Annotated in this window: 24 protein-coding genes, 1 pseudogene and 1 riboswitch; of the genes and pseudogenes, 7 read left to right on the top strand and 18 right to left on the bottom strand. The window is 65.6% G+C overall.

Annotated features, from left to right (window positions below):
• The first annotated feature begins 477 nt into the window (after window positions 1-477).
• On the top strand, window positions 478-993 hold the full coding sequence (locus tag ACQR1D_RS03935) for a GcrA family cell cycle regulator (RefSeq protein ID WP_315717142.1): 516 nt from the start codon (window positions 478-480) through the stop codon (window positions 991-993).
• A gap of 120 nt (window positions 994-1,113) precedes the next feature.
• Here ACQR1D_RS03935 and ACQR1D_RS03930 read toward each other — a convergent pair whose 3' ends face one another.
• The 4 genes from ACQR1D_RS03930 to ACQR1D_RS03915 form a co-directional block, all read right to left on the bottom strand.
• Complete coding sequence (locus ACQR1D_RS03930) at window positions 1,114-2,421, bottom strand: ATP-binding protein (protein WP_434838117.1); 1,308 nt, start codon at window positions 2,419-2,421, stop codon at window positions 1,114-1,116.
• Between the two features lie 28 nt (window positions 2,422-2,449).
• On the bottom strand, window positions 2,450-3,505 hold the full coding sequence (locus ACQR1D_RS03925; protein WP_315751236.1) for a lysylphosphatidylglycerol synthase domain-containing protein: 1,056 nt from the start codon (window positions 3,503-3,505) through the stop codon (window positions 2,450-2,452).
• Window positions 3,506-4,007: 502 nt separating this feature from the next.
• A complete protein-coding gene (locus ACQR1D_RS03920; RefSeq protein WP_315801599.1) occupies window positions 4,008-4,313 on the bottom strand; it encodes a hypothetical protein in 306 nt (101 codons plus the stop codon).
• 4 nt (window positions 4,314-4,317) lie between these two features.
• Window positions 4,318-5,712 (bottom strand): OmpA family protein, encoded by a 1,395-nt coding sequence (locus ACQR1D_RS03915; RefSeq protein ID WP_434838118.1) that lies wholly within the window; start codon window positions 5,710-5,712, stop codon window positions 4,318-4,320.
• A 164-nt stretch (window positions 5,713-5,876) separates the two neighbouring features.
• Here ACQR1D_RS03915 and ACQR1D_RS03910 point away from each other — a divergent pair, with 164 nt between their 5' ends.
• Both ACQR1D_RS03910 and ACQR1D_RS03905 read left to right on the top strand, forming a co-directional pair.
• Entirely contained in the window at window positions 5,877-6,935 is a 1,059-nt protein-coding gene (locus ACQR1D_RS03910) for a polysaccharide deacetylase family protein (RefSeq protein WP_434838119.1), read from the top strand.
• 115 nt (window positions 6,936-7,050) lie between these two features.
• Window positions 7,051-7,860 (top strand): SDR family oxidoreductase, encoded by an 810-nt coding sequence (locus tag ACQR1D_RS03905; RefSeq protein ID WP_315801602.1) that lies wholly within the window; start codon window positions 7,051-7,053, stop codon window positions 7,858-7,860.
• A 150-nt stretch (window positions 7,861-8,010) separates the two neighbouring features.
• Here the strand turns inward: ACQR1D_RS03905 and boxB are convergent, their stop codons facing one another.
• The 4 genes from boxB to ACQR1D_RS03885 all read right to left on the bottom strand — a co-directional run bounded on the left by boxB (window position 8,011) and on the right by ACQR1D_RS03885 (window position 13,884).
• On the bottom strand, window positions 8,011-9,462 hold the full coding sequence (boxB, locus tag ACQR1D_RS03900) for a benzoyl-CoA 2,3-epoxidase subunit BoxB (RefSeq protein ID WP_316218159.1): 1,452 nt from the start codon (window positions 9,460-9,462) through the stop codon (window positions 8,011-8,013).
• 117 nt (window positions 9,463-9,579) lie between these two features.
• A complete protein-coding gene (gene boxC / locus ACQR1D_RS03895) occupies window positions 9,580-11,268 on the bottom strand; it encodes a 2,3-epoxybenzoyl-CoA dihydrolase (RefSeq protein WP_315801604.1) in 1,689 nt (562 codons plus the stop codon).
• 95 nt (window positions 11,269-11,363) lie between these two features.
• Window positions 11,364-12,167, bottom strand: coding sequence for an alpha/beta fold hydrolase (locus ACQR1D_RS03890; RefSeq protein WP_434838120.1), 804 nt, complete (start codon window positions 12,165-12,167; stop codon window positions 11,364-11,366).
• A 178-nt stretch (window positions 12,168-12,345) separates the two neighbouring features.
• Window positions 12,346-13,884 (bottom strand): benzoate-CoA ligase family protein, encoded by a 1,539-nt coding sequence (locus tag ACQR1D_RS03885; protein ID WP_434838121.1) that lies wholly within the window; start codon window positions 13,882-13,884, stop codon window positions 12,346-12,348.
• A gap of 109 nt (window positions 13,885-13,993) precedes the next feature.
• Between ACQR1D_RS03885 and ACQR1D_RS03880 the strand changes: the two genes are divergently transcribed.
• The 3 genes from ACQR1D_RS03880 to ACQR1D_RS03870 all read left to right on the top strand — a co-directional run bounded on the left by ACQR1D_RS03880 (window position 13,994) and on the right by ACQR1D_RS03870 (window position 15,654).
• Window positions 13,994-14,914: a helix-turn-helix transcriptional regulator gene (locus ACQR1D_RS03880; protein WP_316218744.1), complete on the top strand. Its 921-nt coding sequence runs from the start codon at window positions 13,994-13,996 to the stop codon at window positions 14,912-14,914.
• Between the two features lie 127 nt (window positions 14,915-15,041).
• Window positions 15,042-15,392, top strand: coding sequence for a PilZ domain-containing protein (locus ACQR1D_RS03875; protein WP_315801608.1), 351 nt, complete (start codon window positions 15,042-15,044; stop codon window positions 15,390-15,392).
• A 4-nt stretch (window positions 15,393-15,396) separates the two neighbouring features.
• Window positions 15,397-15,654, top strand: a complete 258-nt coding sequence (locus ACQR1D_RS03870; RefSeq protein WP_316182020.1) for a hypothetical protein — start codon at window positions 15,397-15,399, stop codon at window positions 15,652-15,654.
• A 2-nt stretch (window positions 15,655-15,656) separates the two neighbouring features.
• Here ACQR1D_RS03870 and ACQR1D_RS03865 read toward each other — a convergent pair.
• The 5 genes and pseudogenes from ACQR1D_RS03865 to ACQR1D_RS03845 form a co-directional block, all read right to left on the bottom strand.
• Window positions 15,657-16,025: pseudogene (locus ACQR1D_RS03865) on the bottom strand (hypothetical protein); the annotation flags it as partial.
• A 143-nt stretch (window positions 16,026-16,168) separates the two neighbouring features.
• A complete protein-coding gene (locus ACQR1D_RS03860) occupies window positions 16,169-17,374 on the bottom strand; it encodes an arginase family protein (protein WP_315801610.1) in 1,206 nt (401 codons plus the stop codon).
• Between the two features lie 40 nt (window positions 17,375-17,414).
• On the bottom strand, window positions 17,415-18,188 hold the full coding sequence (locus ACQR1D_RS03855; RefSeq protein ID WP_434838122.1) for an ABC transporter ATP-binding protein: 774 nt from the start codon (window positions 18,186-18,188) through the stop codon (window positions 17,415-17,417).
• Entirely contained in the window at window positions 18,188-19,009 is an 822-nt protein-coding gene (locus tag ACQR1D_RS03850) for an ABC transporter permease (RefSeq protein ID WP_434838123.1), read from the bottom strand. The genes ACQR1D_RS03855 and ACQR1D_RS03850 overlap by 1 nt, the downstream gene beginning before the upstream one ends.
• 146 nt (window positions 19,010-19,155) lie before the next feature.
• Window positions 19,156-20,226: a putative urea ABC transporter substrate-binding protein gene (locus ACQR1D_RS03845; protein ID WP_434838124.1), complete on the bottom strand. Its 1,071-nt coding sequence runs from the start codon at window positions 20,224-20,226 to the stop codon at window positions 19,156-19,158.
• A gap of 74 nt (window positions 20,227-20,300) precedes the next feature.
• A riboswitch (guanidine-I (ykkC/yxkD leader) is annotated at window positions 20,301-20,402 on the bottom strand.
• Between the two features lie 284 nt (window positions 20,403-20,686).
• Here ACQR1D_RS03845 and ACQR1D_RS03840 point away from each other — a divergent pair.
• Entirely contained in the window at window positions 20,687-20,983 is a 297-nt protein-coding gene (locus ACQR1D_RS03840) for a hypothetical protein (protein ID WP_434838125.1), read from the top strand.
• Window positions 20,984-21,016: 33 nt separating this feature from the next.
• Here ACQR1D_RS03840 and ACQR1D_RS03835 read toward each other — a convergent pair whose 3' ends face one another.
• Genes ACQR1D_RS03835 through ACQR1D_RS03815 form a run of 5 tightly spaced genes read right to left on the bottom strand, consistent with a single transcriptional unit; the run spans window position 21,017 to window position 24,700 of the window.
• On the bottom strand, window positions 21,017-21,316 hold the full coding sequence (locus tag ACQR1D_RS03835) for a hypothetical protein (RefSeq protein WP_434838126.1): 300 nt from the start codon (window positions 21,314-21,316) through the stop codon (window positions 21,017-21,019).
• 38 nt (window positions 21,317-21,354) lie between these two features.
• Complete coding sequence (locus ACQR1D_RS03830; RefSeq protein ID WP_434838127.1) at window positions 21,355-22,059, bottom strand: ABC transporter ATP-binding protein; 705 nt, start codon at window positions 22,057-22,059, stop codon at window positions 21,355-21,357.
• A gap of 16 nt (window positions 22,060-22,075) precedes the next feature.
• The gene (locus ACQR1D_RS03825; protein ID WP_434838128.1) at window positions 22,076-22,846 is read right to left on the bottom strand and encodes an ABC transporter ATP-binding protein; all 771 of its coding nucleotides are present in this window, start codon (window positions 22,844-22,846) and stop codon (window positions 22,076-22,078) included.
• Window positions 22,839-23,786, bottom strand: coding sequence for a branched-chain amino acid ABC transporter permease (locus ACQR1D_RS03820; protein WP_434838129.1), 948 nt, complete (start codon window positions 23,784-23,786; stop codon window positions 22,839-22,841). Before ACQR1D_RS03820 ends, ACQR1D_RS03825 begins: the two co-directional genes overlap by 8 nt.
• Window positions 23,783-24,700, bottom strand: a complete 918-nt coding sequence (locus ACQR1D_RS03815; RefSeq protein WP_315801618.1) for a branched-chain amino acid ABC transporter permease — start codon at window positions 24,698-24,700, stop codon at window positions 23,783-23,785. The genes ACQR1D_RS03820 and ACQR1D_RS03815 overlap by 4 nt, the downstream gene beginning before the upstream one ends.
• Between the last annotated feature and the right edge of the window lies 1 nt (window position 24,701).

The following is a 24,701-nucleotide window of genomic DNA, read 5'->3' as shown; positions in this document are numbered from 1 at the left end:
GCGGATCACATGAGCTGACGGGCCGGCCGAGACACGCGCCACGCGGCGCCATCGCGCATCAGGGACCCCACCCTGGAAAACAAAATGTGCCGCCTTTTCAAGGCGGCACATACATCTATTGTATGCGGGCAGCGGTGGGAGTCAACTACGCGTCAGCCGATGCATGGCGGGGCCGGCCCGTGAGATTGCGGACGCACGACACGGCTCGAGACGTGCCACAGGGAACCACGGAATGTGTGGACTGCGGCCACCGACTCTTGCGCGAGAGTCACGCCATATTGTAGCGTTTTCGACGTCGAGTACGACATCTCGTGCGGCAGTTCTGATCCCTCTCGAAGTTCTCTGAGTTTGCGTAACGTCCGGGTGCCTCGTGCGCGCCCGGCGAGGGATAAGGGATTCTGCCGCCAGGGATTTTCTTGAGACAGCATCGCAGCGCCGTCCCGGAATTGGCCGGCGCAACGCGAAGGGAAAGGTTCGATGACCGTATTGACCTGGTCCGACGATCGCGTCGAGCAACTGAAAAAACTCTGGGAAGCCGGACTATCGGCCAGCCAGATCGCCGCGGAACTCGGAAACGTGACGCGCAACGCCGTGATCGGCAAGGTGCACCGGCTGGGCCTGTCCGGCCGCGCCAAGAGCCCGGCCACCGCGGCACCGCGCCAGCGCAAGGCGGCCCGCCCGGCCCAGCCGATGATGCGGGTGGCGCGCCCGGTTGCGCGCGGCAACACGGCGCTCGCACAGGTTTTCGAGGTCGAGGCGGAGCCCGATCCGGTTGCATTCGACAACGTCGTGCCGATGAACCAGCGGCTGTCGCTGCTGGAGCTCAACGAGGCGACCTGCCACTGGCCGGTCGGCGATCCCTCGAGCGCGGATTTCTTCTTCTGCGGCGGCAAGGCGCTGTCCGGCCTGCCCTATTGCGCACAGCATTCGCGTGTCGCCTATCAGCCCGCGGCCGACCGCCGCCGCCAGCCGGCGAAGTCGACCACGCGCTGAGCGGTTGGCCGCGACAGGCGATGAGGATGCTCCACATCGCCCCGCGATCTCCGGCTGCTTACTCAGAACGATCGATGACGTGTGCCCGGCCTGCGCCGGGCCGCAGGATGCGCCCGCCGATCAGGCGCCCCGCGCGGGCTTCGACTGCGGAAAGCAGGCCGTGAAGGCGGCGCCATTGCGCGGCACGCTCTCGATCAGCAGCCGGCCGCGATGGCGGTTGAGGATGTGCTTCACCAGGGAGAGGCCGAGCCCGGTGCCGCCCTGCGCGCGGCTGTCGCCGACGTCGACGCGATAGAAGCGCTCGGTCAGGCGCGGCAGATGCTCGGGCGCGATGCCCGGGCCGAAATCGCGCACCTTGACCCGGATCTCCGGCGCGTTCTCGGCGGAGACGGCCTGCTCCAGCGAGACGATCACGCGCCCGCCCGAGGCGCCGTATTTCAGCGCGTTCTCGATCAGGTTCTCGAACACGCGCAGCAATTCCTCGCGGTCGCCGGCGATCGTCACCGGCGCCTCCGGCAGGCTGGTCTCGATCACCACCTGGCGCTCCCTGGCCAGCGACTCCAGCCCGTCGGTGACCTGGCGGATGATGGGGACGACGTCGACCATGGCGTGGGGCTGGACATGCGCCGACAGCTCCACCCGCGACAGCGACAGGAGATCGTCGATCAGCCGCGCCATGCGCGTCGCCTGGATGTGCATGATGCCGAGGAAGCGCTCGCGCGCCTTCGGATCGTCCTTCGCCGGCCCCTGCAGCGTGTCGATGAAGCCCGAGAGCGCCGCCAGCGGCGTGCGCAGCTCGTGGCTCGCATTGGCGACGAAGTCGGCGCGCATTTCCTCGACCCGGCGCAGCGGGGTTAGATCGTGGAACGTCATCAGCATGCATTTGTCGGTGCCGCCGAACGCCGTCGGCACCGGCACCGGCGTGATGATCAGCTCCATCCAGCGATCGACCGGAACGTGATCGTGATAGGTGGCGCGACGGATCTCGGTGGTGGCGATCGCCTCGCGCAGCGCGGTGATGATCTCCGGCGTACGCAGCGCGAACTGGGCGAGCTCGCCCTTGCGCAGGGCCGGCGCGAGCTGCGCGGCGGCGGCATTGAGGTGGATGACGCGGCCGGCGCGGTCGAGCAGCACGGCGGGATCGGGGATGCCCTCGACCACCGCGCTCACGGCCGGCGCCTCGACCGGGTTGGCGTGGCGCTCCTCCTCGCGCTTGGCGACCGCGCCATGCAGCCGCCACGGCACCAGGGCGGCGGCGGCAATGCACAGGAATACCGCCAGGGCCCGCAGCGGCAGCAGCTCGTCCAGCAGCACGAGCCCGACAAGCGCGAGCGCCGCAGCGAGCAGGATGATCGCGGAATGGCGCAGCCGGTCCGGCCAGGGGGTGAAGATCGAGAGCGAGGTGTCGGAGGGAGCGTCGAGGGCCATCTGGTCCGATTGTTCCCTTGAACTGGCGTCAGGCACCGGAATCGCTGCGTTTCCTCACAAAAGCGGCTTCGGGCGGGGGGCCCGGATCGAGGCTGAGCGCGGCCTGCCGCAGCCGCTTCGACCGCGTGCTGATGATAACCTCGCGAAACGTCAGCAAGATTACAGAAATGAGGAACGGCGCCAAATAATACAGCATCCGGAACAGCAGCATTCCGGCCAGCAGCTCCTCGCGGTCCATCTGCCACAGCCCGACCAGCATCGCGGCGTCGAACACGCCGAGCCCGCCGGGGGAATGGCTGGCGAAGCCGAGCAGGGTTGCCGAGACGAAGATCACGGCCACCACGACGAAGCCGAGATTGGGCTCGTCCGGCACCAGTACGTACATCGCCAGCGCGCAGAAACCGAGGTCGATGATGCCGATCGCGATCTGCAACAGGGTCAGCGGGCCGCTCGGCAGCACCACGGTCCACGGCCCGCGGCCGACCACGCGCGGCTTGGTCCATACCCAGGCGACATACCCCAACAGGCCGACCAGGATCGCGATCGCCACCATGCGGTTGACCCAGGGCGGCAGCTGGTCGATCGAGGCCGCGGCCTCCGGATGATAGCTGATGCCGAGCCCGAGCACGGCGGCATTGCCGAGCCAGAACGTCAGGCCGGCAAGGAAGCAGATCTTGGCGACGTCGATGGCGTTCAACCCATGGGCCGAATAGACGCGGTAGCGCACGGCGCCGCCGGTGAAGACGCTGGCGCCGACATTGTGGCCGATCGAATAGCTGGTGAAGGCGGCCAGCGCGTTGACGCGGTAGGGCACGTGGTCGTGGCCAATGGCGCGCACCGCGAACAGATCGTAGAAGGTCAGCGTGAAATAGCCGGCGGCGACGAACAGCGCGGCGAGCGCGATCTGATGCGGCTCCGTGCTCTTGATCGCCTCGAGCACCTCGTAGGTGTCGATGCCGCGCAGCATGTGGTAGAGGACGTAGCAGGCGACCGCGATCACCGCGATGCTGATCAGCACGCCGAGCTTGTGCAGGACTTGCTTCTCGCGCAGGAACGTGGCCGCTCTGCGTATGGCTTCAAGCATCTACACCTCTCACCGTGATCCGATCACGACGGCCGGGGACGCCGCGCCCCGGAGGCCGCAGCATCATGTGCGCATACAACGCCCTCGTAGCGCGTTTCGACGCATTGGGGAACACGGAGCGTGCGAACAAAAGCGTACACATGGATATACTTAGCAGGCTTTACGGAAATGCGATGCACCGTTTTGCCGCACATGAGGCAAGACATCAGGCAAAGACGTCAGGCAAGGCATCATGCAGGACGGCGGGTCAGCGCACGCTCCCGCCAGCCTGCAAACCCCAGGTTAAACTTTGGTGAGGAACGCGGATCTCCGGGCTTTCCGGGTCGCCCCATGGCTCGGCGGGTCGGCATGGCTCAACGATAAGCGCCAGTTGCGCGTTTGACAGGTTCGCGCCTCGTCAAACCTTCGTGTCTCGCAGTTGCGATGACCTGCGCAGGCGGACCGGCGACGCGCCCGACGCCGTCTTTGCAGGTGGCGTCGGGTGCAGTCCGGTGCGGCGGTTTCAGGCCGCCGATTTCGTCCGCATGCTGCGGATCACCACCAGCGCCCGCAGCCAGGTGCCGATGGCGCAGCCGACGAGGTAGGGCACGAACATGATCAGCAACAGCTCAAGCCAGTAGCCGGCCCGGCCGGGGATCAGGGAGACCACGGCCGCCGCGACCAGGCCGGCGGCCAGCGCCGCCAGCAGCCAGGTCAGCCAGCCCGACACGCGCGGGGCGCGATGCACCACGGCGACCCAGCCCATCGCCAGCCCGATGGCGAATGCGCCGGCCAGCCAGCCCCAGTGAAAGGCAACGAGATAGGCCATGACGTTACCTCACCACGAATTCGATGCGCCGGTTCTGCGCCCGGCCGTCGGCGGTGTCGTTGGCGGCGATCGGCTGGGTGCTGCCATAGCCGATCGCGCTGAAACGATCGGCCGGCAGCCCGGCCTTGACCAGATAATCGACGACCGCCTGGGCGCGCTTCTGCGACAGCACCTGATTGGCCGCAGAGTCGCCTTCAGCATCGGTGTGCCCGATGATCTCGACATTGGCGGAGGGGCAGCGGAACGCGATCTCGACGAGGCGGTCGAGCAGACCGGTGGAATCGCGGTCGAGGTCGCTGCGGCCGGTCTCGAAGCGGATCTTGGCCTTGCCGAGCAGGTCGGAGAACAGCTGCTGGCACACCGTGGGATCGACCGGGGCGGCTGCCGGCTTCACCGTGATCTCGGCCTTCACCTGCCAGCCCTGCGGCACGTCCTTGGCGAGCCCGGTCCGGATCTGGGCCGCGGCGGCGTCGTAGAGCGCATCACCGGAAATCTTGATGTCACGGTCGGACACCACCAGCGTGCCGGTCGACAGACGCGACAAGGCGCCCAGCGCCGGCACCACCGCATTGACGAAATTGGTCGGCGCGCCGAGGCTGTTCTTGAGATTGTCCACGACCTTCTCGCTGAAGAATTTGCGCGATGAGGAGCCGATGACGACGGCGTGGATGTTCTCGTCGGGAACGTTGCCGCCAAGCGTCACGGTGACCGCGACCGGGTCCTTGTAGGCCTGGAAGACATAGGGCGGCGCCTTGACCTCGTTGCTGGCGACCTTGAAGCCGTCGGGCAGCTTTCCGAGCGCGGCCGCGATCGCCTCGCGGCCGCCGAGTTCGCGCGCCATGCCGGACAATGTGACGTCGCCGTCGGAGATCGTGAACTTGCCGTCCTTCAGCTTGGCGATCTGGCCGATCAGCAGCAGCGCCGCATCCTCGAAGCGCGCCGGCGCGCCGCGCGCCAGGCCCATCTGGTCAGCGACCTCCACGCCCGGCAGCGCCGCCCGGGTCGCGTCCATCAGCTTGCCCTTCAAGGCGGGCAACGGCGCGCTGCCACCCAGCGTCACCCGGACGACGTCACGCTCGGCCGACCAGACGAACGGCTTGGCCTCGGGGACCAGCCGAGTCTCGTCGTTGACGAGCCGCACGCCGGCCACGGCGTCGACCGCGGCGACGGCATCGCGGCGCCCGGCCTCGGAAAACGCATTGGCGCGCAGCGAGACATCGCGGCCATCCACCGTGATGCTCGTCCTGTCGAGCACCGCCCCCTTCAGAGCGGCCGCACTGCGACCGGCGAGATCATTCTCCAGGGGAACGGTGCTGGTCCAGGCCGCGAAGCCCCAAAGCACGATCAGCGGGATGACACCAGGCCACCATTTCCCGCTCCACCTGAAAAGTCCGCGCATTCGTCATCCGTCGCATCGAGGAAGTAGAGAGAAAACAAACCCTTGCATGCCTGTCAAACCGGAAATGAGGAGCGCCGCACGGTACGTTGCGACCGCAGGCTAAGGTTTTCTTCAATCATTCGTCGGTAACCTTGTCCCGACACTCACCGGGCCGCATATTTCAGATGAGGCGATTTCGCAAAACCTTTATCCGTGCCGGCCTGGAAGCGCTGTATCTGAGCGGCGCGCATGTCTGGCTGCGCCCGATCTTCTCGGGCGTGGGTGCGATCTATACGCTGCATCATGTGCGGCCGCACCGCGACGCCGATTTCCAGCCCAATTGTCACCTCGAGGTCACGCCGGATTTCCTGCGCGAGATGTTGTCGCACCTGCGCGACCACGACATCGAGATCATCACTCTCGACGAGTTGCACAGCCGGCTGGTGGCGAAGGACTTCTCGCGCCGCTTTGCCTGCTTCACCTTCGACGACGGCTATCGCGACAACCGCGACTTCGCGCTGCCTGTCATGCGCGAGTTCGATGCGCCGTTCACGATCTATGTGACCACCGATTTCGCGTCCGGAAACGGCCGGCTCTGGTGGGTGACGCTGGAGCGGCTGGTCGCGAAGACCAACGCGATCGACATCAAGATCGGCGGGCTGTCGTTGCAGCTCGATGCATCGACGCCGGCAGCCAAATGCGTGACGTTCCAGCGCCTGCACGACTGGCTGCGCGCACTGCCGGGCGAACACGACGTCCGGCGCGAGATCAGCGCGCTGTGCGCGCGCTACGACGTCGACGAGGCGTCGATCTGCCGTGAGCTCTGCCTGTCCTGGGACGAGCTTCGGGCGCTGTCGGTGGAGCCATTGATCTCGATCGGCGCGCATTCGATCAGTCACTGCAATCTCGCCAAGCAGACCGAGGAGACGGCGCGCATCGAGATCGCCGACAGCCGTGCCCGGATCGAGAACGAGTTGCAGCGGCCTGTGCTGCACATGGCCTACCCCTACGGCGACCGCGCCGCCGCCTCGCAGCGCGAATTCGTGCTGGCGGCCGCGAGCGGCTACAAGACCGCCGTCACCACCCGGCCCGGCATGATCTTCGCCGAAAGCGCCGATCATCTCACGGCCTTGTCGCGCGTCTCGCTGAACGGCCATTACCAGGACGCCCGCGTGCTGCCGGTGCTGACCTCGGGCGCCGCGACCGCGATGTGGAACGGCTTCCGCCGCATCGACGCGGCATAGGCCGCGTCTTCACACTCCCGATGAATTGCGGCAAATCCTTGCGACTGCCTCTCACTTGACAGTGCCGGCGCGTCCCGCACACAAGCGCGCACGACATAAGCAAAAGGGAGGCACCATGCTCAAGAACCTGTTCTCGCTCGAAGGCCGCATCGCGCTCGTCACCGGCGGCTCGCGCGGCATCGGCAAGATGATCGCATCCGGGCTGCTCGCGCAGGGCGCAGCCCGGGTCTACATCACGGCGCGAAAGGCCGGTCCGTGCGAGGAGACTGCCAAGGCACTGACGGCGGAATATGGCGGCGAGTGCATCGCACTGCCGATCGACATCTCGACGATGGCGGGTATCGACATGCTCGCGGCCGAGATCAAGACGCGCGAGCCCAGGCTCGACATCCTCGTCAACAATGCCGGCGCCGCCTGGGGCGCCGACTTCGATGAGTTTCCCGAGAGCGGCTGGGACAAGGTGATGAACCTCAACCTCAAGACGCCGTTCTTCCTGACCAAGGCGCTGGCGGCGCCGTTGCGCGCGGCGGCCAGCGCCGATCGGCCGGCGAAGGTCATCAACATCGCCTCGATCGACGGCATCTTCGTCAACCCGCTCGAGACCTATTCCTATGCGGCGAGCAAGTCCGGCCTGATCCATCTGACGCGGCGCATGGCCGCCAAGCTGATCAAGGACCACATCGTGGTCACCGCGATCGCGCCGGGCCCGTTCAAGTCCGACATGAACAAGGCCGCGCGCGACAACGCCGACGAGGTCGCCGCGCGCGTGCCCGCGGGCCGCATCGGCACCGACGAGGACATGGCGGGGACAGCGATCTTCCTGGCGTCGCGGGCGGGCGACTATGTGGTGGGAAACACGATCGCCGTCGATGGCGGCATCGTCTACGCGAATCCCGGCATTCCAGGCGCGGGCTGGGATAGTTGAGGCCGAATTAGTAACCCAAGGAAAGGTCGGCTCCCTCCCCCCTTGTGGGGGAGGGGTGGAGAGGGGGGGTAAGCCACGAACGACCGTCTCCGCGGCTTCCCTCCCTAGCCCTCCCCCACAAGGGGGGAGGGAACAGACCGGGTCCAGGTCTCAGGTCTCGATCTTCACGTACTCGAAATCACCCGGCTTGTTGTCGATGCCGACTTTCGGGGGTGCGATCCACGACGCGTATTCGCCGATCTCGGTGACGGGCTTCATCAGCGAGGAGATGTAGGCGCCGTCGTCGGCCGAGGGCAGCCAGTCGCCCTTGCGCTTCGCCCACGTGCCCTCGTCGATCAGGATGCCCTCGGGCGTCGCATGGACGTCCTTGAACTCGCCGATGGCGCGGTGGAAGGCGGTATGCGGCAGCTTGAGCTGGAAGTCGTAGCCGGCGGTGGTGATGATCTTGTTCCAGCGCAACAGGCCCTTGATGCAGTCCTGCGAGTAGTCGTCGCGCAGGCGCATGTTGAGCGCGGTCAGCGCCGGCTCGTCGACCCGCTTGATCTCGCCGTCGACCAGCTTGAGCACCGGATAGGTCGAGTTCTTGAGCTGGTGATCGTCCTGGATCTGGGTCTCGTGATAGCGGCCCTTGATGCCGGCGTTGAAGGCGTTCGCCGCGTTGGTCGAGACCTCCGAGCCGAACAGGTCGAGCGACAGCGTGTAGTGCAGGTTCAGCTTCTTCTGGATGGTCGGCAGGTCGATGACGCCGAGCGCGCGGACCTTGGCGATATCGGTGGGATCGTCGATGCCGGCGGCCCGCATCGCCTCGACGGTGCGCTGGATGACGCGGCCGACGCCGGTCTCGCCGACGAACATGTGATGCGCCTCTTCCGTCAACATGAAGCGGCAGGTGCGCGACAGCGGATCGAAGCCGGACTGCGCGAGGCTGTGCAGCTGCATCTTGCCGTCGCGGTCGGTGAAGTAGGTGAACATGAAGAACGACAGCCAGTCCGGCGTCTTCTCGTTGAAGGCGCCGAGCATGCGCGGAGAGTCCGCATCGCCCGAGCGGCGGCGCAGCAGCTCGTCGGCTTCTTCGCGGCCATCGCGGCCAAAATATTTCTGCAGCAGGTAGACCATCGCCCAGAGGTGACGGCCCTCCTCGACGTTGACCTGGAACAGGTTGCGCATGTCGTAGAGCGACGGCGCCGTCTTGCCGAGATGGCGCTGCTGCTCGACCGAGGCCGGCTCGGTGTCGCCCTGGATCACGATCAGGCGGCGCATCAGCGCGCGATATTCGCCGGGGACCTCCTGCCACGCCGGCTCGCCATAATGCTCGCCGAACGGAATCTTGCGATCCTCTTCCTGCGGGGCCAGCAGGATACCCCAGCGATAGTCCGGCATCTTGACGTAGTCGAACTTCGCCCAGCCGCGCGGATCGACCGAATAGGCCGTGCGCAGATACACGAGCGACTGCTGGAAGCCTTCCGGGCCCATGTCGTTCCACCAGTCGACATAGCCGGGATGCCAGCCTTCCAGCGCCTTGAGGACCTGGCGGTCCTCGGCGAGATTCACGTTGTTCGGAATCTTGGTCGAGTAGTCGACGTTCATGATGTTCATGTTCATGGCGTGCCTCCCTGAAATCTTCCCGGTGGTCATGCCGGGCCTTGTGCCGGGCATCCACGTCGTTCGTGTCGATGAGCCCGTCATGGCCGGGCCAAGCCCGGCCATGACGGATGATAACTACACGCGCGTCATGTCGTATTGCGGCCGCTCGCCGGTGCCGTAGCGCCGGAGCGCGCCCTCCTCGCCGACCGCGTTGGGGCGCTGGAAGATCCAGTTCTGCCAGGCGGTCAGGCGAGCGAAGATCTTCGATTCCATCGTCTCGGGACCGGCGAAGCGCAGATTAGCCTCGAGGCCGGTGAGACTATCGGGCGAGAAGCTGGCGCGCTCCTCGAGGAAGACCCGGATCTCGTCCTCCCAGTCGATATCGTCGAGCGCGAAGGTGACGAGGCCGAGCTCCTCGGCCTCATCTGCCTCCAGCGGCTTGCCGACCTGCTCGTGCACGCGCTCGAGCCCGTTGGGATCGTCGAGGAAGCGCGACTGCAGCCGGGTCAGACCGTGGCTCATCGGATAGGGACCGAAATTCATCGCCGACAATTCGATGGAAGGCGCCGGGCGGTTGTCGCCCTGGATGGTGCCGATCAGCATGTAGGAGCGGTCGGAGGCAAACACGAGCTCGGCCAAGGTGCCGGCGAAGCACGAGCCGGGCTCGACCAGCGTCACCAGCGTGCGCGACGTGACGTCGATGCGCTTGAGCACGCGCTTCCAATAGTGCCTGATCTCGTTGACCAGCCAATGCGCCTTGTTGGCTTCGAGGAAGGCGTCGTAGGCCAGGACCTGGGAGTTCTCGCCCTGCGACTTGAACACCAGCATTGCGATGCCGAGTTCGTTGATGCGCAGATGCAGGATGGCGTCATCGAGCTCGCGCGCGACCTGCAGCGGCCAGAACGAGGCGCCCTGCCCGATCATGCCGTCGATGTCGGCCGGCGGCGCGGCCTCGGGAGCTGAGACCGTGATGGTGGCGATGCGGGCGGCGCGGTCGATGTCGACATTGACGAAGCCGTAGCGCACGCTGCTCGCGTCAATGATGCGCTTGAGCGGCGTGAGCGCGACGCCCTTGCCGCTGCCGTTGCGCTTGGATGCGGCCGCGAACTCCCTGGCGCGCTCGGCGACCTTGGCATCGACCTTGGAGTTCGGCGCGATCTCGTCGACGAGACGCCATTGCACGGCGCGCTTGCCCTTGACGCCCTCCTCCGTCGTGCAGAACGCGTCCGCACGGTCGCGGCGCACCTTGCGCTTGTCGACGACGCGCGTCAGGCCGCCGGTGCCGGGCAGCACCGCGAGCAGCGGCACCTCCGGCAGCGACACTGAAGACGAGCCGTCATCGGCGAGGATGATGTGATCGGTGGCGAGCGCGAGCTCATAGCCGCCGCCGGCCGCGGTGCCGTTCACCACGGTGATGAAGCGCTGGCCGGAATTCTCGGATGAATCCTCGAAGCCATTGCGGGTCTCGTTGGTGAACTTGCAAAAGTTCACCTTGTGGGCGTGGGTCGCGCCCGCGAGCATGCGGATGTTGGCGCCGGCGCAGAACACGCGCGGCTTGGCCGAGCGCAGCACCACGACCTTCACTTGCGGGTGCTCGAAGCGCAGCCGCTGCACGGCATCTGCAAGCTCGATGTCGACGCCGAGATCATAGGAATTGAGCTTGAGCTGGTAGCCCTCGAACAGGCCGCCATTCTCGTCGACATCCATGGCGAGCGTCGCCACCTCGCCGTCGATCGAGAGCTTCCAATGTTTGTAGCGAGAGGGATCGGTCTGAAAATCGATGAACGTCTTGCCTCCCGCGAGCACGCGGTCTTCCCCGGCCATGAGTCACCCTTCGTTGGAGTGCTTATCGTTGAGATGCACAATAATTCATGTTATGACTAGCGTCTACCGTTAAATGCCAGAACATGCACTTTGTTTCATGTTTGTGATGCCGGTGACGGCAAGGTGGCTGCGGCGAACTCGGCGATAACGCACAGGGTCGCCTCGGGCGCCTCGCGATGCGGGGAATGGCCGGTCTTGGGCAGCATCGTCACCTCGACCGGGCAGTAGCACTCCTCCTGGAGGATCTCGACCTGGCGGACGGTGCCGTACTGGTCATCGACGCCCTGGATCACGGCCACGGGGACGCGGATGTAGGCGAGGTCAGCCGTGATGTCCCAGGTCCGGAACGTCGGATCGAGCCAGGCGCCGTTCCAGCCATGGAACGCATTGTCGACGTCCTTGTGCCAGCGGCCGAGCTTGGTGCGCAGCTCCGTGGTTTCGTAAGTGGTCTTGATCGCGGCGATCGACGACACCGAAACGTCCTCGACGATGACATGCGGCGCGATCAGCACGATACCCTGGAGGCGATGGTCGGCGTGGCTGCCGGCATAGATCGCCGCGATGGAGGCGCCGTCGGAATGGCCGACGAGAAGACCGCGCCGGAAGCCGATCGCGTCGAGCAGCTTCGGCAGCACATCGCGCGCCTCGCGCTGCATGTAGTCGAGCGGGCGCGGCAGAGTGACCGGGCTCGAGGCGCCGTAGCCGGCGCGGGAATAGGCGAGCACGGAGGCGCCGGTGGCCTGTTGGAGCTTGTCGGGGAAGTCGCCCCACAGGCCGACCGAGCCCAGCCCTTCATGCAGCAGCACGATGCAAGGGGCGTCGGACGGCTGCGGGCCGATGAGACGATATTCGAGCTGGGCGGAGTCGATGGTGAGGAAGCCGTTTGCTTCGAGCGTCATGCGCTGTTCTCTCCTTCGTCATGCCCGGGCTTGACCCGCCTGCGCGGCCGAAGCCGCTTCGACGCGGCGAAGGCCCGGGCATCCACGTCTTTCTTCGTCGCAGGAAGATGGATGGCTGGGTCAAGCCCGGCCATGACGACAACTAAAAGCAGGGCCTACTTACGGGCAGTAAGACCAACTATTGGTTCGCCCCCTCGCGCAGCTTGAAGCGCTGGATCTTGCCGGTCGCGGTCTTCGGCAAGGATTCCACCACCTCGATCCAGCGCGGATATTTCCACGGGCCGATCTTCTGCTTGACGTGTTCCTTCAGTGCCTCGTGCAGGGTCGAGCGATCGACGCTCGGGCGCAGCACGACATAGGCCTTCGGCTTCAGCAGGCCCTCCGGATCGGCTTCCGGCACCACGGCAGCCTCCAGCACGGAGGGATGCGTGATCAGCGCGCTCTCGACCTCGAACGGCGACACCCAGATGCCGGAGACCTTGAACATGTCGTCGGAGCGGCCGCAGAAGGTGTAGCGGCCATCGGCATCGCGAACATATTTGTCGCCGGTGCGCGTCCAATAGCCCTCGAAGGTCGAGCGGGTCTTGTGGCGCTGATTCCAGTAGCCTTCGCCAGCCGAGGGCGCGTGCACCAGCATCTCGCCGACCTCGCCGTCCGGCACGCCCTCACCGGCCTCGTTGACAAGACGAACCTGATAGCCCGGCACGGGGCGCCCCGATGAGCCGTATTTGATGTCCCCGGGCACGTTGGACAGGAAGATGTGCAGCAGCTCGGTCGAGCCGACGCCATCGAGAATGTCGACGCCGAACCGCGCCTTCCAGGCATTGCCGACCGATTCCGGCAGCGCCTCGCCGGCCGAAGTGCAGATGCGCAGAGCGCTGCCGGCCTTCTCATGACGCAGCGATTCATCGTGCAGCATCGCGGCGAACAAGGTCGGCACGCCGTAGAAGATGGTCGGATTGTAGCGGTTGAGCAGCTTGAACATCAGCGCCGGCGTCGGCCGCTCGGAGTTGAGGATCGTGGTCGCGCCGACCGACAGCGGGAAGGTCAGCGCATTGCCGAGGCCGTAGGCGAAGAACAGCTTTGCGGCTGACAGACAGACGTCGCTCTCGCGGATGCCGAGCACCTGGCTGGCATAGGTCTCCGCCGTCGCGGCGAGATTGCCGTGCAGATGGCGCACGCCCTTGGGCATGCCGGTCGAGCCCGACGAATATAGCCAGAACGCCGGCTCATCCTCGTGGGTGGCGACCGTGTCGAACTGATCGCTCTCGCGCGCGAGCTCCTCGGTGAGCAGCTTGTGGCCGAAGGCATTGGCGCCGGAGACCACGACGCAATCGAGATCGGGCATCCGGCCGACAATGTCCTTCACCACCGGATACAGCGCCTCGGACACGAACAGCACGCGGGCGCGGCAGTCGGCCAGCACATAGGCGTATTGCTCCGAGGTCAGCAGCGTGTTGAGTGGCACCGGGACGATGCCCGCGCGCATGGCGCCAAGAAACACCGCGGGGAAATCCACCGTATCGAGCATGATCATCGCCACGCGCTCCTCGCGGCGGACGCCAAGGCGACGCAGCATGTTGGCGACGCGGCAGGTCTGCTGCTGCAAACCGCGATAGGTCAGCTCGGAGACCGTGTCCGTGTAGGCGAGCTTGCTGCCGCGCCCCGCTTCGACATTGCGGTCAAGCAACCACGATACCGCATTGTACGACCTCACGGCATTCTCCCCGGATTTTTGAATTATAATTCATACAAGGCCACCAACATCGCTTGCTGTCAATCCTCCCCGGCATTATGTTTCCTGCTCAAAAGAGCACCTCAGGGATATGACGCCACACAGCGATGCCCCGCGCGACGACGGCCAGTCCGCGGCCGAGACCGATTTCCTCGACCAGCTGGGCCAGCGGGTGCGGCGGATGCGCGGCCTCGCCGGCATGTCTCGCAAGGTGCTGGCCGAGGTCTCCGGGATTTCCGAGCGCTACATCGCCCAGCTCGAGAGCGGCAAGGGCAATGTCTCGATCGTGCTGCTGCGCCGCATCGCCAACGCGATCAACGCGCCGCTCGACGACATCATCCCCGGCGGCGAGCCATCGCCGGACTGGCCAGTCATTCGCGATCTCCTGAAGAAGGCGAGCCCGAGCCAGATCGCCGAGGTCAAGGAGCTGCTTGCCGGCGGCGCATCGGCGCCGCTGCGGCGTTCGTTCTCGGGCATTGCGCTGATCGGCCTGCGCGGTGCCGGCAAGTCGACGCTCGGCAAGATGCTGGCGGAGCGGATCGGCTGGAGCTTCGTCGAGCTGAACAAGGAGATCGAGCGGCAGAACGGGCTTTCGGTTGCCGAGATCATCGCGCTCTACGGCCAGGAAGGCTTTCGCCGCATGGAGCAGGCCGCCCTGGTGCAGCTGCTGGCGCGCAAGGAGCCGATGGTGCTGGCGACCGGCGGCGGCATCGTCTCCGAACCGGTGACCTTCGACCTGATCCTGACCTCGTTCTACACGATCTGGCTGAAGGCCGAGCCGGAGGAGCACATGGGGCGCGTGCGCAAGCAGGGCGACCTCCGCCCGATGGCCGACGACCGCTCGGCGATGGCCGAGCTGCGCAACATCCTCGCCAGCCGCGAGCCGCTGTACGCAAGGGCCAACGCCGTCGTGGATACAGCGGGCCTGTCGGTCGACGCGGCCGCCGCGCGGCTGGGGGAAGCTGTGAAGCCGGTCATCGCCAAAGAGGCCAGGATGTTTGCGCGAGGGTGAACGCGCGCAACGTCAATGCCGGCACATCCCGGCATGCGTTAACCACCGCCGTCATTTTCATACCGCCGATGGTGGCCACACACCCTCCGATTGCTTAATAGATCGTTAAGTGACTGGAGGACGTGTCATGGACAACCGTCGCAACGAGGCCCGCCAACGCGTCTACTATGGCGGCGTTCTGACATTCAACGCCGGCTGCTCGACGCTCGCCTGCGTCGTGCGCAACTTCAACAACCGCGGCATCAAGATCGAGTTGGAAGGGAGCGTGCTGCTGCCCGACCGCGTCGACGTCACGATCGAACGGCGCGGATGGTCGCGGCCGGCCCGCATGGTGTGGCGCGACGGTGCCGGCGCCGGCCTCGCCTTCGACAAGGAGAGCGAGGTCGTCTCGCTGGAATGGGCTCGCACGCTGCGCGACCGCGAACGCACCAACAAGCGGCTCAAATCCCGCCTCGAACAGATTCTGTCGGGGTACTGAGCTGATGTCCGAGGTCTCGCGAGACCGAGACGACCTGCTGCTTGCAGCTCCCGATGCGCCGCAGAGCCCCGCTCGCGCTGCCGAGCGCCGGCCGCGGCTGGCATGGCTGCGGCGCGTCGCCCTCCTGCTCGCCGCTCAATATGTCATCGTGCTGCTGATCGGCGTCGCAGCGGCGTCCACCGTGCGATCCTACGTGCTGCCGGAGGTCGTCGACCGCTTCGAGGCCCTCGCAGCGGCGCTCAAGCGAACGCCGCTGCGGTAAGCTCATTCCATTTCCCGCAGCTCCGCGTAGGTGAGCGGCTTGAGGCTGGCGCCATCGAAATAGACGAAGCGCAACCGGCGGCGGCGGGAGACGAAGTTCGACGGCAGCGGATCGTAGCGGAAGGTGCCGCCGCCGAGATGCGGCGTCAGGCTGCCGACATCGGTCAGCGCGTCGATCTCGACGCGCAGCAGCTTGAGGCTCGTGCCGTCGCGCAGGATCTCGAACGGAACCCGCGCCAGCCGCAGGAAGCTGGTCGGATCCGGCGCGGCGATGAAGCCGTCGACAAAGGCAGCCTCGACCTTGTCGAGATCCGGTTCGGCCGCCGCGGCGGGCTTGGCGCCGTCCGGTTGATGCGGCGCCTGCCACTGTACCGGCGAGCGGCCGCCGTGGGGATGGTTGTGACCGGGACCGTGCGGGGGGTGATCGTGGTCATGGTGGTGATCATGATCATGCGCATGGCCATGATCGTGATGATGATGGCCATGATGGTGGTGATGATGACGCATCGCGAGCCTCAGAAGCTGACCGGCTTGTTGATGATGGACTTGTGGCTGCCGAGCTTGCCGTGGGCGACCATCGAGCCGAGCGCCTCGACGACGACGCGCACGCCGATCAGCGCGGTGATGTCCGAGGTGTCGTAGGGTGGCGAGACCTCCACGACCTCGAGCCCGCACAGGCCTTCGGCGGCGACGAGGCCGAGCAGCTTCAGCGCCTCGCGCGGCAGGAAGCCGCCGGGCTCGGGCCACCCGGTGCCGGGCACGAAGCCGCAATCGATGGAGTCGACGTCGAACGAGATGTAGACGGCGTCGGCGTCCTTCCACGCCAGCTCGAGTGCGATTTCGGCGGTCTTCTCCAGGCCGATCTTCTCGATGTCGGCGATGGTCAGCACGTTGGTGTTGCGCTTGCGCGCGACCTCGACGCCCTCGCGGGGCACTTGCCAGCCGCCGATGCCGAGCTGCACAAGATTGGTCGGCGACACGTTCGGCAGGTTGGTCGCCCAGTACCAGGGCGTGGTGTGCATGCGCTCGTCGAGATCCTTCTCCTGGATGTCGATGTGGCGGTCGAAATGGATGATGCCGATGCGCTTGTCGGTGCACTGCGCGATGCCGCGAACGCAGGGGAAGCCGATCGAATGGTCGCCGCCGAGCATGATCGGCAGCGCCCCGGACGAGAACACATGCGCGACGCCGCGGCTGATCTGGTCAAAACTCTTTTCAAGGTTGGCGGGGATGGTGAAGACGTCGCCGGCATCGCACAGGGTCATCTGCTCGCGCAGGTCGACGCCGAGCTCGTAGTTGTAGGGCGTGTACAGCGCGGAGATGCGGCGGATGCCCTGCGGCCCGAAGCGGGTGCCGGGCCGATAGGTGGTGCCGGAATCGAAGGGGATGCCGATCACCGCGGCGTCGTATTTGCCGACGTCGCGGACGTTCTCGACATACGGCGCCTTCATGAAGGTGTTGATCCCGGCGAAATGCGGCAGCTCGCCGCGCGCAAAGGTCGGGATCTCGCGATCCGTCAGCGTGTCGGCGCCGGGCAAACCCATGTCGAGCGCCCATTGCTTCTCCCTGCGCCAGCCGTTGCTCGGCAGCCTGCCCTCGGCCTCCAGCGCCTGCCAGCCTTGCGTCGCCATCTTGTCGAAGTCCGGATGGTGACGCCGCATGAGCCGGCGCTGCGCGTGCAATCCGGCGCGGTGCGACCGGCGCATGAGTGGGAATGACATGGAGACTCTCCTTCGTTTCTTTCGACGTTTCTTGAACTGACTATTGCGCCGCCTGCAGGCTGGCGCGGATGAATCCGAGCACCGGCACGGCGCTGTCGCGGGTGAGATCGAGGTCGTAGGTGATGCGCGCGCCGAAGCGCTCGGGCGCCTGCGGATCCTTGCGCGGGCGGTCGAGCGCGATCAGCCGGGTGGCGAGGCCGAACGCCTCCTTGATGTCGTGGGTGACCATCACGATGGTCATGTTGTGCTCGCGCCACAACGGCTTGATCAGCCCATGCATCTGCGCACGCGTGCCGGGATCGAGCGCGCCGAAGGGCTCGTCGAGCAGCAGCACGCGCGGCTGCTTCGCCAGTGCCTGCGCGATCGCCAGCCGCTGCTGCATGCCGCCGGACAGCGCGCTCGGATATTTGTCGCGATGCTCGGCCAGGCCGACGGCCTCGATCAGCGCGCGGCTCTTCTCCATCGCCTCCTTGCGCGCCGACCCGAACAGCCGCGCCGTGAACGGGCTGCCGGCAAGCTCATAGCCGAGCAGCACGTTGCCGAGCACGGTCAGATGTGGGAACACCGAATAGCGCTGGAACACGATGCCGCGGTCCGGCCCCGGCTCGGCCGGAAACGGCTGTCCATCGAGCAGCACGGCGCCATCGGTCGGCCTCTCCTGGCCGAGGATCAGGCGCAGGAAGGTGCTCTTGCCTGCACCTGAAGGGCCGACGATCGACAGGAAGGTGCCGGAGGCGATTTCGAGATTGATGCGCTCGAGCACGACCTGGTTGCCATATTCGACCCAGACGTTGCGGAAGGACAGCGTGCTCATCAGCGGCTCCCTCGCGCATAGGCCCAGGGAAAGGCGCGCCGTCCGAACCAGACCAGCGCATAGTCGAGGATGTAGGCGAGCAAGGTGATCCAGACGACGTAGGGCAGGATCACATCCATCGAGAGATAGCGCCGGACCAGGAAGATGCGGTAGCCGAGCCCGACATCGGAGGCGATCGCCTCGGCCGAGATCAGAAACAGAAAGGCCGGACCGATCATCAGCCGCAGTCCCTGGATCAGCCGCGGCATGATCTGCGGCAGCACGACGCGGATCGCGACCTGCCAGGTCGAGGCGCCCAGGGTCTGCGCCTTGATCAGCTGCTCGCGCGGCATGTTCTGCACCTCGAGCGAGAGGTCGCGCACCAGGGTCGGCGTAACGCCGATGATGATCAGCACCACCTTGGACAGCTCGCCGAGGCCGAACACGATGAACAGAACCGGCAGCACCGCCATCGGCGGGATCATCGACAGTACCGCAATCAGCGTGCCGAAGCCGGCGCCGGCGATCGGAAGCAAGCCGATGGCGAGTCCGAGCACGAGGCCGATGACGGCGGCAATGCCGAGCCCGAGCGCGAGCCGCTGCAGGCTCGCGGCCGTGTCCGACCACAGCACGTAGTCGCCGGAGCGACGATCCGGCTCGGTCGCGAGCCGCTTCGAGGTCGCGACCATCTCGGAGACCGGCGGCAGCAGCTTGTCGTCCGGATTGTCCGCACGCCGCTGCGCCGACCCCACCACGTAGATCAGCGCGATCAGCAGGAACGGCAGCAGCGCCAGCAACAGCCGGCTGCCCCGGTTCGGGACGACGTTCATCGCACGCGTCATGGATGGCTCCCTAACTCCTCATGGTGAGGAGGCGCGCAGCGCCGTCTCGAACCATGAGGCCCACCTCGGCCTCACCCTTCGAGACGCTTGCTGACGCAAGCTCCTCAGGGTGAGGGGTGACACGAGTTGCGCAGCGGACAGACGGCTCAGAGCTTCCCGTCGGCGGCCATCTTCATGAAGGTCGGATCGAAGCGCAGCTTGACATTGCCGGCCGCGCCTAGCGTCTTCGTTGGCGTGGAGATGCCGACCGCGTCCTTCGACTTCACGTTCTCGCCAAGCAGGTTGTGATCGAAGCAGAAGGTGCGCACGAGATCCATGATCTTCGGCAATTCCGCTCCGGTCACGAAGGCGAGCGCGTCCTTCGGCTCATAATACATGAACGTGGTCTTGAGCTGGGTCTCGAAACCGGCGAGATCGGTGCCCGATAGCTTGGCCATCGCCTCGCGCGCGGCCTTGCCCTTCTCGCTCTGGTCCTTCATCAGCGCGATGGTCTCGTACCAGATGCCGACCAGCGCCTTGCCTAGCTCGGGATTGTCCTTGAGCGTCGCACTGTTGACGACCATGAGATCCTCGATCTCGCCGGGGATCTTGCTGGAGTCGAACACCAGCGTCGCGCCAGGCTCGGCCTTCACCTCCAGCAGCTGCGGATTCCAGGTGACCACGGCCGTCGTGTCCGGCGACTTCGCGGCGGCGACGATGTCGGCGTCCGAGGTGTTGACGGTCTTGATGTTCTTCTCGGACAGCTTCGCGGTCTCGAGACCGCGCGCCAGCAGATAATGCGACACCGAGAGCTCGACGAGGTTGACCTTCTGGCCCTTGATGTCGGCCATGGTCTTGCCCTTCTTGAGCACGACGCCGTCATTGCCGTTGGAGTAGTCGCCCATGATGATGGCCGACGTGTCGACGCCGCCGGCAGCGGGGATGGTCAGCGCATCCATGTTGGTGACGGTGACGCCGTCGAACTTGCCGGCGGTATACTGGTTGATCGATTCGACGTAGTCGTTGATCTGCGTGACCTTGATCGTGATGCCGTATTTGTCGGCCCACTTCTTGACGATCCCGGACTCGGCCGCATAGGGCCACGGCATCCAGCCGACATAGATCGTCCAGGCGATGTTGAATTCCTTCTTCTTCTCGGCTGACGCTGATGACAGCGACGCGGTCGCCAGCGTCGATGCCGCGAGCAGGGCAACAAACAGATTTCGCGCTTTGAACATGTCCAGTCCCTCATCGGTTTTCTGACCGCGGACTGGCATGAAGAACCTCGTGCCTGCCAAGCGCGGCCACTGAGGTCTCCCGGGTTTTTATCCCGCCGTGCACCAGGGCTCTCCCCTGGCGGCTGCTCTCGGACCAGCGTTCTCGACCGAGAACCGGAACCCTAGCTGCCAACTCTGAGCAACTGGAAAAGCAATCCGCGTGCCACGGAAAATGCTTGCGATTCAACGGAACAAATCACAGCATATGCTCAAAAAGACGGCATCACGAATTCATCTTAGGCGATGAGGATCGTCGGCGCTCGGCGGCCATTCATCAGTGGCATGAACCGGTGGCCGAGCGCGAACGACCTCATCAGGTCGGCACGTCCGGTGCTGTGTTGGGGGTCTCGTTGTCATGATCAAGTTGTCAGGGATCGCAATGGCAAGCATGCTGGTCGTGAGTCTTGCGTCCGGAGCGGCCATGGCGCAGAGCGCACCGGCAGCGGATGCGCCGGCCCAGCCTGCTCCCGCCGCAACTCCCTCTCCGACGCCAAGTCCCTCCCCTGCCGCGGCGGCACCTGCTCCGGCGCCGGCGGCCACGACCGAAAAGCCGGCCGAGACAAAGCCGGCCGCCGATGCGGCCGCCACGAAAAAGAAGAAGCGTACCAAGACCACCCGGCAGGAAGTCGAAGACTCCCTGCGCAGCGGCAAGGTGCCCTCGCGCTATCGCAGCCGGGTGCCGAAGGAATACCAGAAGTACATCCCGTTCGACCGCTGAGCGCGGAGGCGGCGATGCGCAGATCGGCGGCGCCTAGGTTGGCGGCGTCATCTTGACGATGATTCCGACGATCAGCATGAAGGCGAGACAAAGCGCCGTCTCGAGGTCGGAATGAGCAGACCAGAAGCTGCGCAGACTGGCCGCGGCCTTTTTCGGTGCTTCGATTCGGAGATGAGGCGCACGCATTTGCTCAACCTTTGGTAAAGGGTGAAACAAAGTACTACCCTGAAGAATAATCCCGTCCACGCCGCGCCTCAATGCGAAAAATCGGCGCATGCCAGCACGACTATGAAATCTACGCCCCTCGCGCGACGCGATCTTGATTTGAGTCAATCCGCTTCCACGTCGTCATAGTCGGCAGCGCTCCGCCCTCAGATACCGAGATAACGGTGCTGCAGCTCCGGCTCGGCCATCAGTTGGTCCGATGTGCCGTGCCACACCGTGCGGCCACGCTCGATGATATAGTGGCGGTCGCAGATGCGGGTCAGACGCTCGACATTCTTGTCGATCACCAGGATCGACTGCCCGCGCGATTTCAGCAGCGACAGGCAGTTCCAGATCTCCTCGCGGATCAACGGCGCCAGCCCCTCGGTCGCCTCGTCGAGAATGAGGAGTTTTGGGTTGGTCATCAGCGCCCGGCCGATCGCCAGCATCTGCTGCTCGCCGCCGGAGAGCTGGTTGCCCATGTTGCTGCCGCGTTCGGCGAGCCGCGGAAACAGCGCGTGGATCTTGTCGAGCGTCCAGGGATCGGACGCGCCGAGCCGGTTGGCCGAAGCCGCTACGAGATTCTCGGTGACGGTCAGATTCGGAAAGATCTGCCGTCCCTCCGGCACCAGGCCGATGCCGAGCTGGGCGATCCTGTAGGACGGCAGCTTTCGCGTCTCCTGGCCGCTGAAGCGGATCAGGCCGGCGCGCGCCTGGGTCAGGCCCATGATCGAGCGGATCGTGGTGGTCTTGCCCATGCCGTTGCGGCCCATCAGCGAGACCATCTCGCCGGGACGGATCGCCAGCGACAGGCCGAACAAGACCTGACTCAGGCCGTAACAGGTCTCGATGCCGTCGACCTCGAGCAGCATGGCGCTTGTCCCCAGATCAACCATGGCCGACCACCACATGCTGGTCGCCGAGATAGGCGCGCTTGACCTCCTCGTTCTGCCGGATCTCGTCCGGCTTGCCCGAGGCGATGATGCGGCCATAGACCAGCACCGAGATGCGGTCGGCGAGCGCGAACACCGCCTCCATGTCGTGCTCGACCAGCACGATCGAGACCTCGTCGCGCAGCTCATTGAGCAGCTTCACCATGCGCTGCGACTCGGTCACCCCCAAGCCGGCCATCGGCTCATCGAGCAGCAGGAGCTGCGGCTTGGTCGCGAGCGCGACCGCGAGCTCCAGCTCGCGCTGCTCGCCATGGCTGAGCTTCGAGACCAGCACGTCGGCGCGATGGCCGAGACCGACGCGCTCCAGCGCGGCGTGCGCGGCGGCGCGCAGCGGCTTGTCCTTGCGCGCGGCTGCGAAGAAACGGAACGAGTGCTTGCCGTCATGGGCTTGCGCCGCCAGCGCGACATTGTCGGCCGCGGTGAAGTCGGTCAGCAGCGAGGTGATCTGGAACGAACGCGCCAGCCCCAGTGCGCTGCGCTTATAGGCGGGGAAATGCGAGATGTCGCGGCCACCTAAGAAAATGCGCCCCGCATGCGGCGCCAGGTGGCCGGTGAGCTGGCTGATCAGCGTGGTCTTGCCGGCGCCGTTCGGCCCGATGATGGCGTGGATCTCGCCCTTGGCAACGTCCAGGCAGACGTGATCGGTGGCGACGATGCCGCCGAACCGGCGCACGAGATTGTCGACGCGAAGCAACGGCTCAGCCACGGTTCAACCTCCCGAGCATGCCCATGATGCCGCCGCGGCCGAACAGCACGATCAGGAGCAGCAGCGGCCCCATGATCAGCGCCCAATATTCGGTGATCTGCGACAGCACCTCTTCCAGCACGAGGAACACCACCGCGCCGACGACCGGCCCCATCAGGGTGCCCATGCCGCCGAGGATGACCATCACCATGAGATCGCCGGAGCGGGTCCAGTACATCACGGCAGGGCTGACGAAATCGGTATTGTTGGCAAGCAGTGCGCCGGACAGGCCGCACAGCATGCCGGCGATGACGAAGCACGCCAGCTTGTACCCCTTCGACGGGAAGCCGATCGCCTGCATGCGCTGCTCGTTGGAGCGCAGGCCCTGCAGCACGAGGCCGAAGCGCGAATTGACGATGCGCCAGATCAGCACCACGACGGCAAGCAGGCAGAACAGGCAGAGATAATAGAACTGCACGCGGTTGCCGAGGTTGATCAGGCCACCGAAATCGCTGCGCTTGTAGACGGTGAGCCCATCATCCCCGCCGTAACGGGCGAGGCCGGACGCGACGTAGTAGGCCATCTGCGCGAAAGCCAGCGTGATCATGATGAAATAGACGCCGCGGGTGCGCAGGGAAAGCGCACCGATCACCAGCGCATAGAGCGCCGACACCGCGATCGCCACCGCGAACTGCGCCCAGCCGGAGCCGATGCCTTCTTGCGCCAGGATGCCGACGGCGTAGCCGCCGATGCCGAGATAGGCGGCATGGCCGAAGCTCATCATGCCGCCATAGCCCATGATGAGGTTGAGGCTGACGGCCGCCAGCGCCAGGATCACGATGCGGGTGAACAGCGTGAGGATGAAAATGTTGCCGGAGAGGTTGGAATAGACCGGCAGCAGCACCAGGCCGGCCACGACGAGTGCGGCCACGAGGCTTGAGACGTTGAGCTGTGATTTCATCTGCGGTTGGCCGGAAACAGACCTTCAGGCCGCGCCACCAGCACGATCGCCATCAGGAGATAGATCAGCATCGACGACATCGCCGGCGCCGCCGTGGACGCCGCCGCCGAGTTCAGCACCTGGCGCAACAGGTTTGGCAGGAAGGCGCGGCCCATCGTGTCGATCAGGCCGATCATGATCGCGGCGATGAAGGCGCCGCGGATCGAGCCGATGCCGCCGATCACGATCACGACGAAGGCAAGGATCAGGATGTTCTCGCCCATGCCGATCTGCACGGTCAGGATCGGCGCCTGCATCAGCCCGGCGAGGCCCGCGAGCGCGGCGCCGAGGCCGAACACCAGCGTATAGAGCAGCTTGATGTTGATGCCGAGCGCACCGATCATCTCGCGGTTGGAGGCGCCGGCGCGGATCAGCATGCCGATCCGCGTCCGCATCACCCCGAGATAGAGCAGCAGCGCCACCAGGAGCGCCACGACGATGATGGCGAGCCGATAGGCGGGATATTGGATGCCGGGCAGGATCGTGACCGGGAAGGCGAGCCAGGACGGCAGCGGCAGCGCCAGTCCCGCCGGGCCCCAGATCAGCCGGACGGCCTCGTTGAAGAAGAGGATCAGGCCGAACGTCGCGAGCACATGGTCAAGGTGATCACGCCCATAGAGATGGCGCAGTGCCGTGAATTCGAGCACGATGCCGAGCAGAAGCGTGGCTCCGAGCGCCATGACCGCACCGAGCACGAAGCTGCCAGTCCAGGCCACGAACGTCGCTGCGAAATAGGCGCCCATCATGTAGAGCGAGCCGTGGGCGAGGTTCACGAAGTCCATGATGCCGAACACCAGCGTCAGGCCGGCGGCCAGCAGGAACAGCAGCAGTCCGAACTGCAGCCCGTTCAGGAATTGTTCGACGACGAGAAGCATG

The organism is Bradyrhizobium sp. HKCCYLRH2047 (assembly GCF_051168175.1).
In the GTDB taxonomy this organism is placed as follows: domain Bacteria; phylum Pseudomonadota; class Alphaproteobacteria; order Rhizobiales; family Xanthobacteraceae; genus Bradyrhizobium.
The sequence above is the reverse complement of the archived record's forward strand: the minus strand, read 5'-3'. Positions and strand labels throughout refer to the sequence as shown.

Coding starts and splice junctions, on each gene's coding strand:
- ACQR1D_RS03935 (WP_315717142.1), top strand. CDS start 478: ATGACCGTATTGACCTGGTCCGACGATCGCGTCGAGCAACTGAAAAAA.
- ACQR1D_RS03930 (WP_434838117.1), bottom strand. CDS start 2,421: ATGGCCCTCGACGCTCCCTCCGACACCTCGCTCTCGATCTTCACCCCC.
- ACQR1D_RS03925 (WP_315751236.1), bottom strand. CDS start 3,505: ATGCTTGAAGCCATACGCAGAGCGGCCACGTTCCTGCGCGAGAAGCAA.
- ACQR1D_RS03920 (WP_315801599.1), bottom strand. CDS start 4,313: ATGGCCTATCTCGTTGCCTTTCACTGGGGCTGGCTGGCCGGCGCATTC.
- ACQR1D_RS03915 (WP_434838118.1), bottom strand. CDS start 5,712: ATGCGCGGACTTTTCAGGTGGAGCGGGAAATGGTGGCCTGGTGTCATC.
- ACQR1D_RS03910 (WP_434838119.1), top strand. CDS start 5,877: ATGAGGCGATTTCGCAAAACCTTTATCCGTGCCGGCCTGGAAGCGCTG.
- ACQR1D_RS03905 (WP_315801602.1), top strand. CDS start 7,051: ATGCTCAAGAACCTGTTCTCGCTCGAAGGCCGCATCGCGCTCGTCACC.
- boxB (WP_316218159.1), bottom strand. CDS start 9,462: ATGAACATGAACATCATGAACGTCGACTACTCGACCAAGATTCCGAAC.
- boxC (WP_315801604.1), bottom strand. CDS start 11,268: ATGGCCGGGGAAGACCGCGTGCTCGCGGGAGGCAAGACGTTCATCGAT.
- ACQR1D_RS03890 (WP_434838120.1), bottom strand. CDS start 12,167: ATGACGCTCGAAGCAAACGGCTTCCTCACCATCGACTCCGCCCAGCTC.
- ACQR1D_RS03880 (WP_316218744.1), top strand. CDS start 13,994: ATGACGCCACACAGCGATGCCCCGCGCGACGACGGCCAGTCCGCGGCC.
- ACQR1D_RS03875 (WP_315801608.1), top strand. CDS start 15,042: ATGGACAACCGTCGCAACGAGGCCCGCCAACGCGTCTACTATGGCGGC.
- ACQR1D_RS03870 (WP_316182020.1), top strand. CDS start 15,397: ATGTCCGAGGTCTCGCGAGACCGAGACGACCTGCTGCTTGCAGCTCCC.
- ACQR1D_RS03860 (WP_315801610.1), bottom strand. CDS start 17,374: ATGTCATTCCCACTCATGCGCCGGTCGCACCGCGCCGGATTGCACGCG.
- ACQR1D_RS03855 (WP_434838122.1), bottom strand. CDS start 18,188: ATGAGCACGCTGTCCTTCCGCAACGTCTGGGTCGAATATGGCAACCAG.
- ACQR1D_RS03850 (WP_434838123.1), bottom strand. CDS start 19,009: ATGACGCGTGCGATGAACGTCGTCCCGAACCGGGGCAGCCGGCTGTTG.
- ACQR1D_RS03845 (WP_434838124.1), bottom strand. CDS start 20,226: ATGTTCAAAGCGCGAAATCTGTTTGTTGCCCTGCTCGCGGCATCGACG.
- ACQR1D_RS03840 (WP_434838125.1), top strand. CDS start 20,687: ATGGCGCAGAGCGCACCGGCAGCGGATGCGCCGGCCCAGCCTGCTCCC.
- ACQR1D_RS03830 (WP_434838127.1), bottom strand. CDS start 22,059: ATGCTGCTCGAGGTCGACGGCATCGAGACCTGTTACGGCCTGAGTCAG.
- ACQR1D_RS03820 (WP_434838129.1), bottom strand. CDS start 23,786: ATGAAATCACAGCTCAACGTCTCAAGCCTCGTGGCCGCACTCGTCGTG.
- ACQR1D_RS03815 (WP_315801618.1), bottom strand. CDS start 24,700: ATGCTTCTCGTCGTCGAACAATTCCTGAACGGGCTGCAGTTCGGACTG.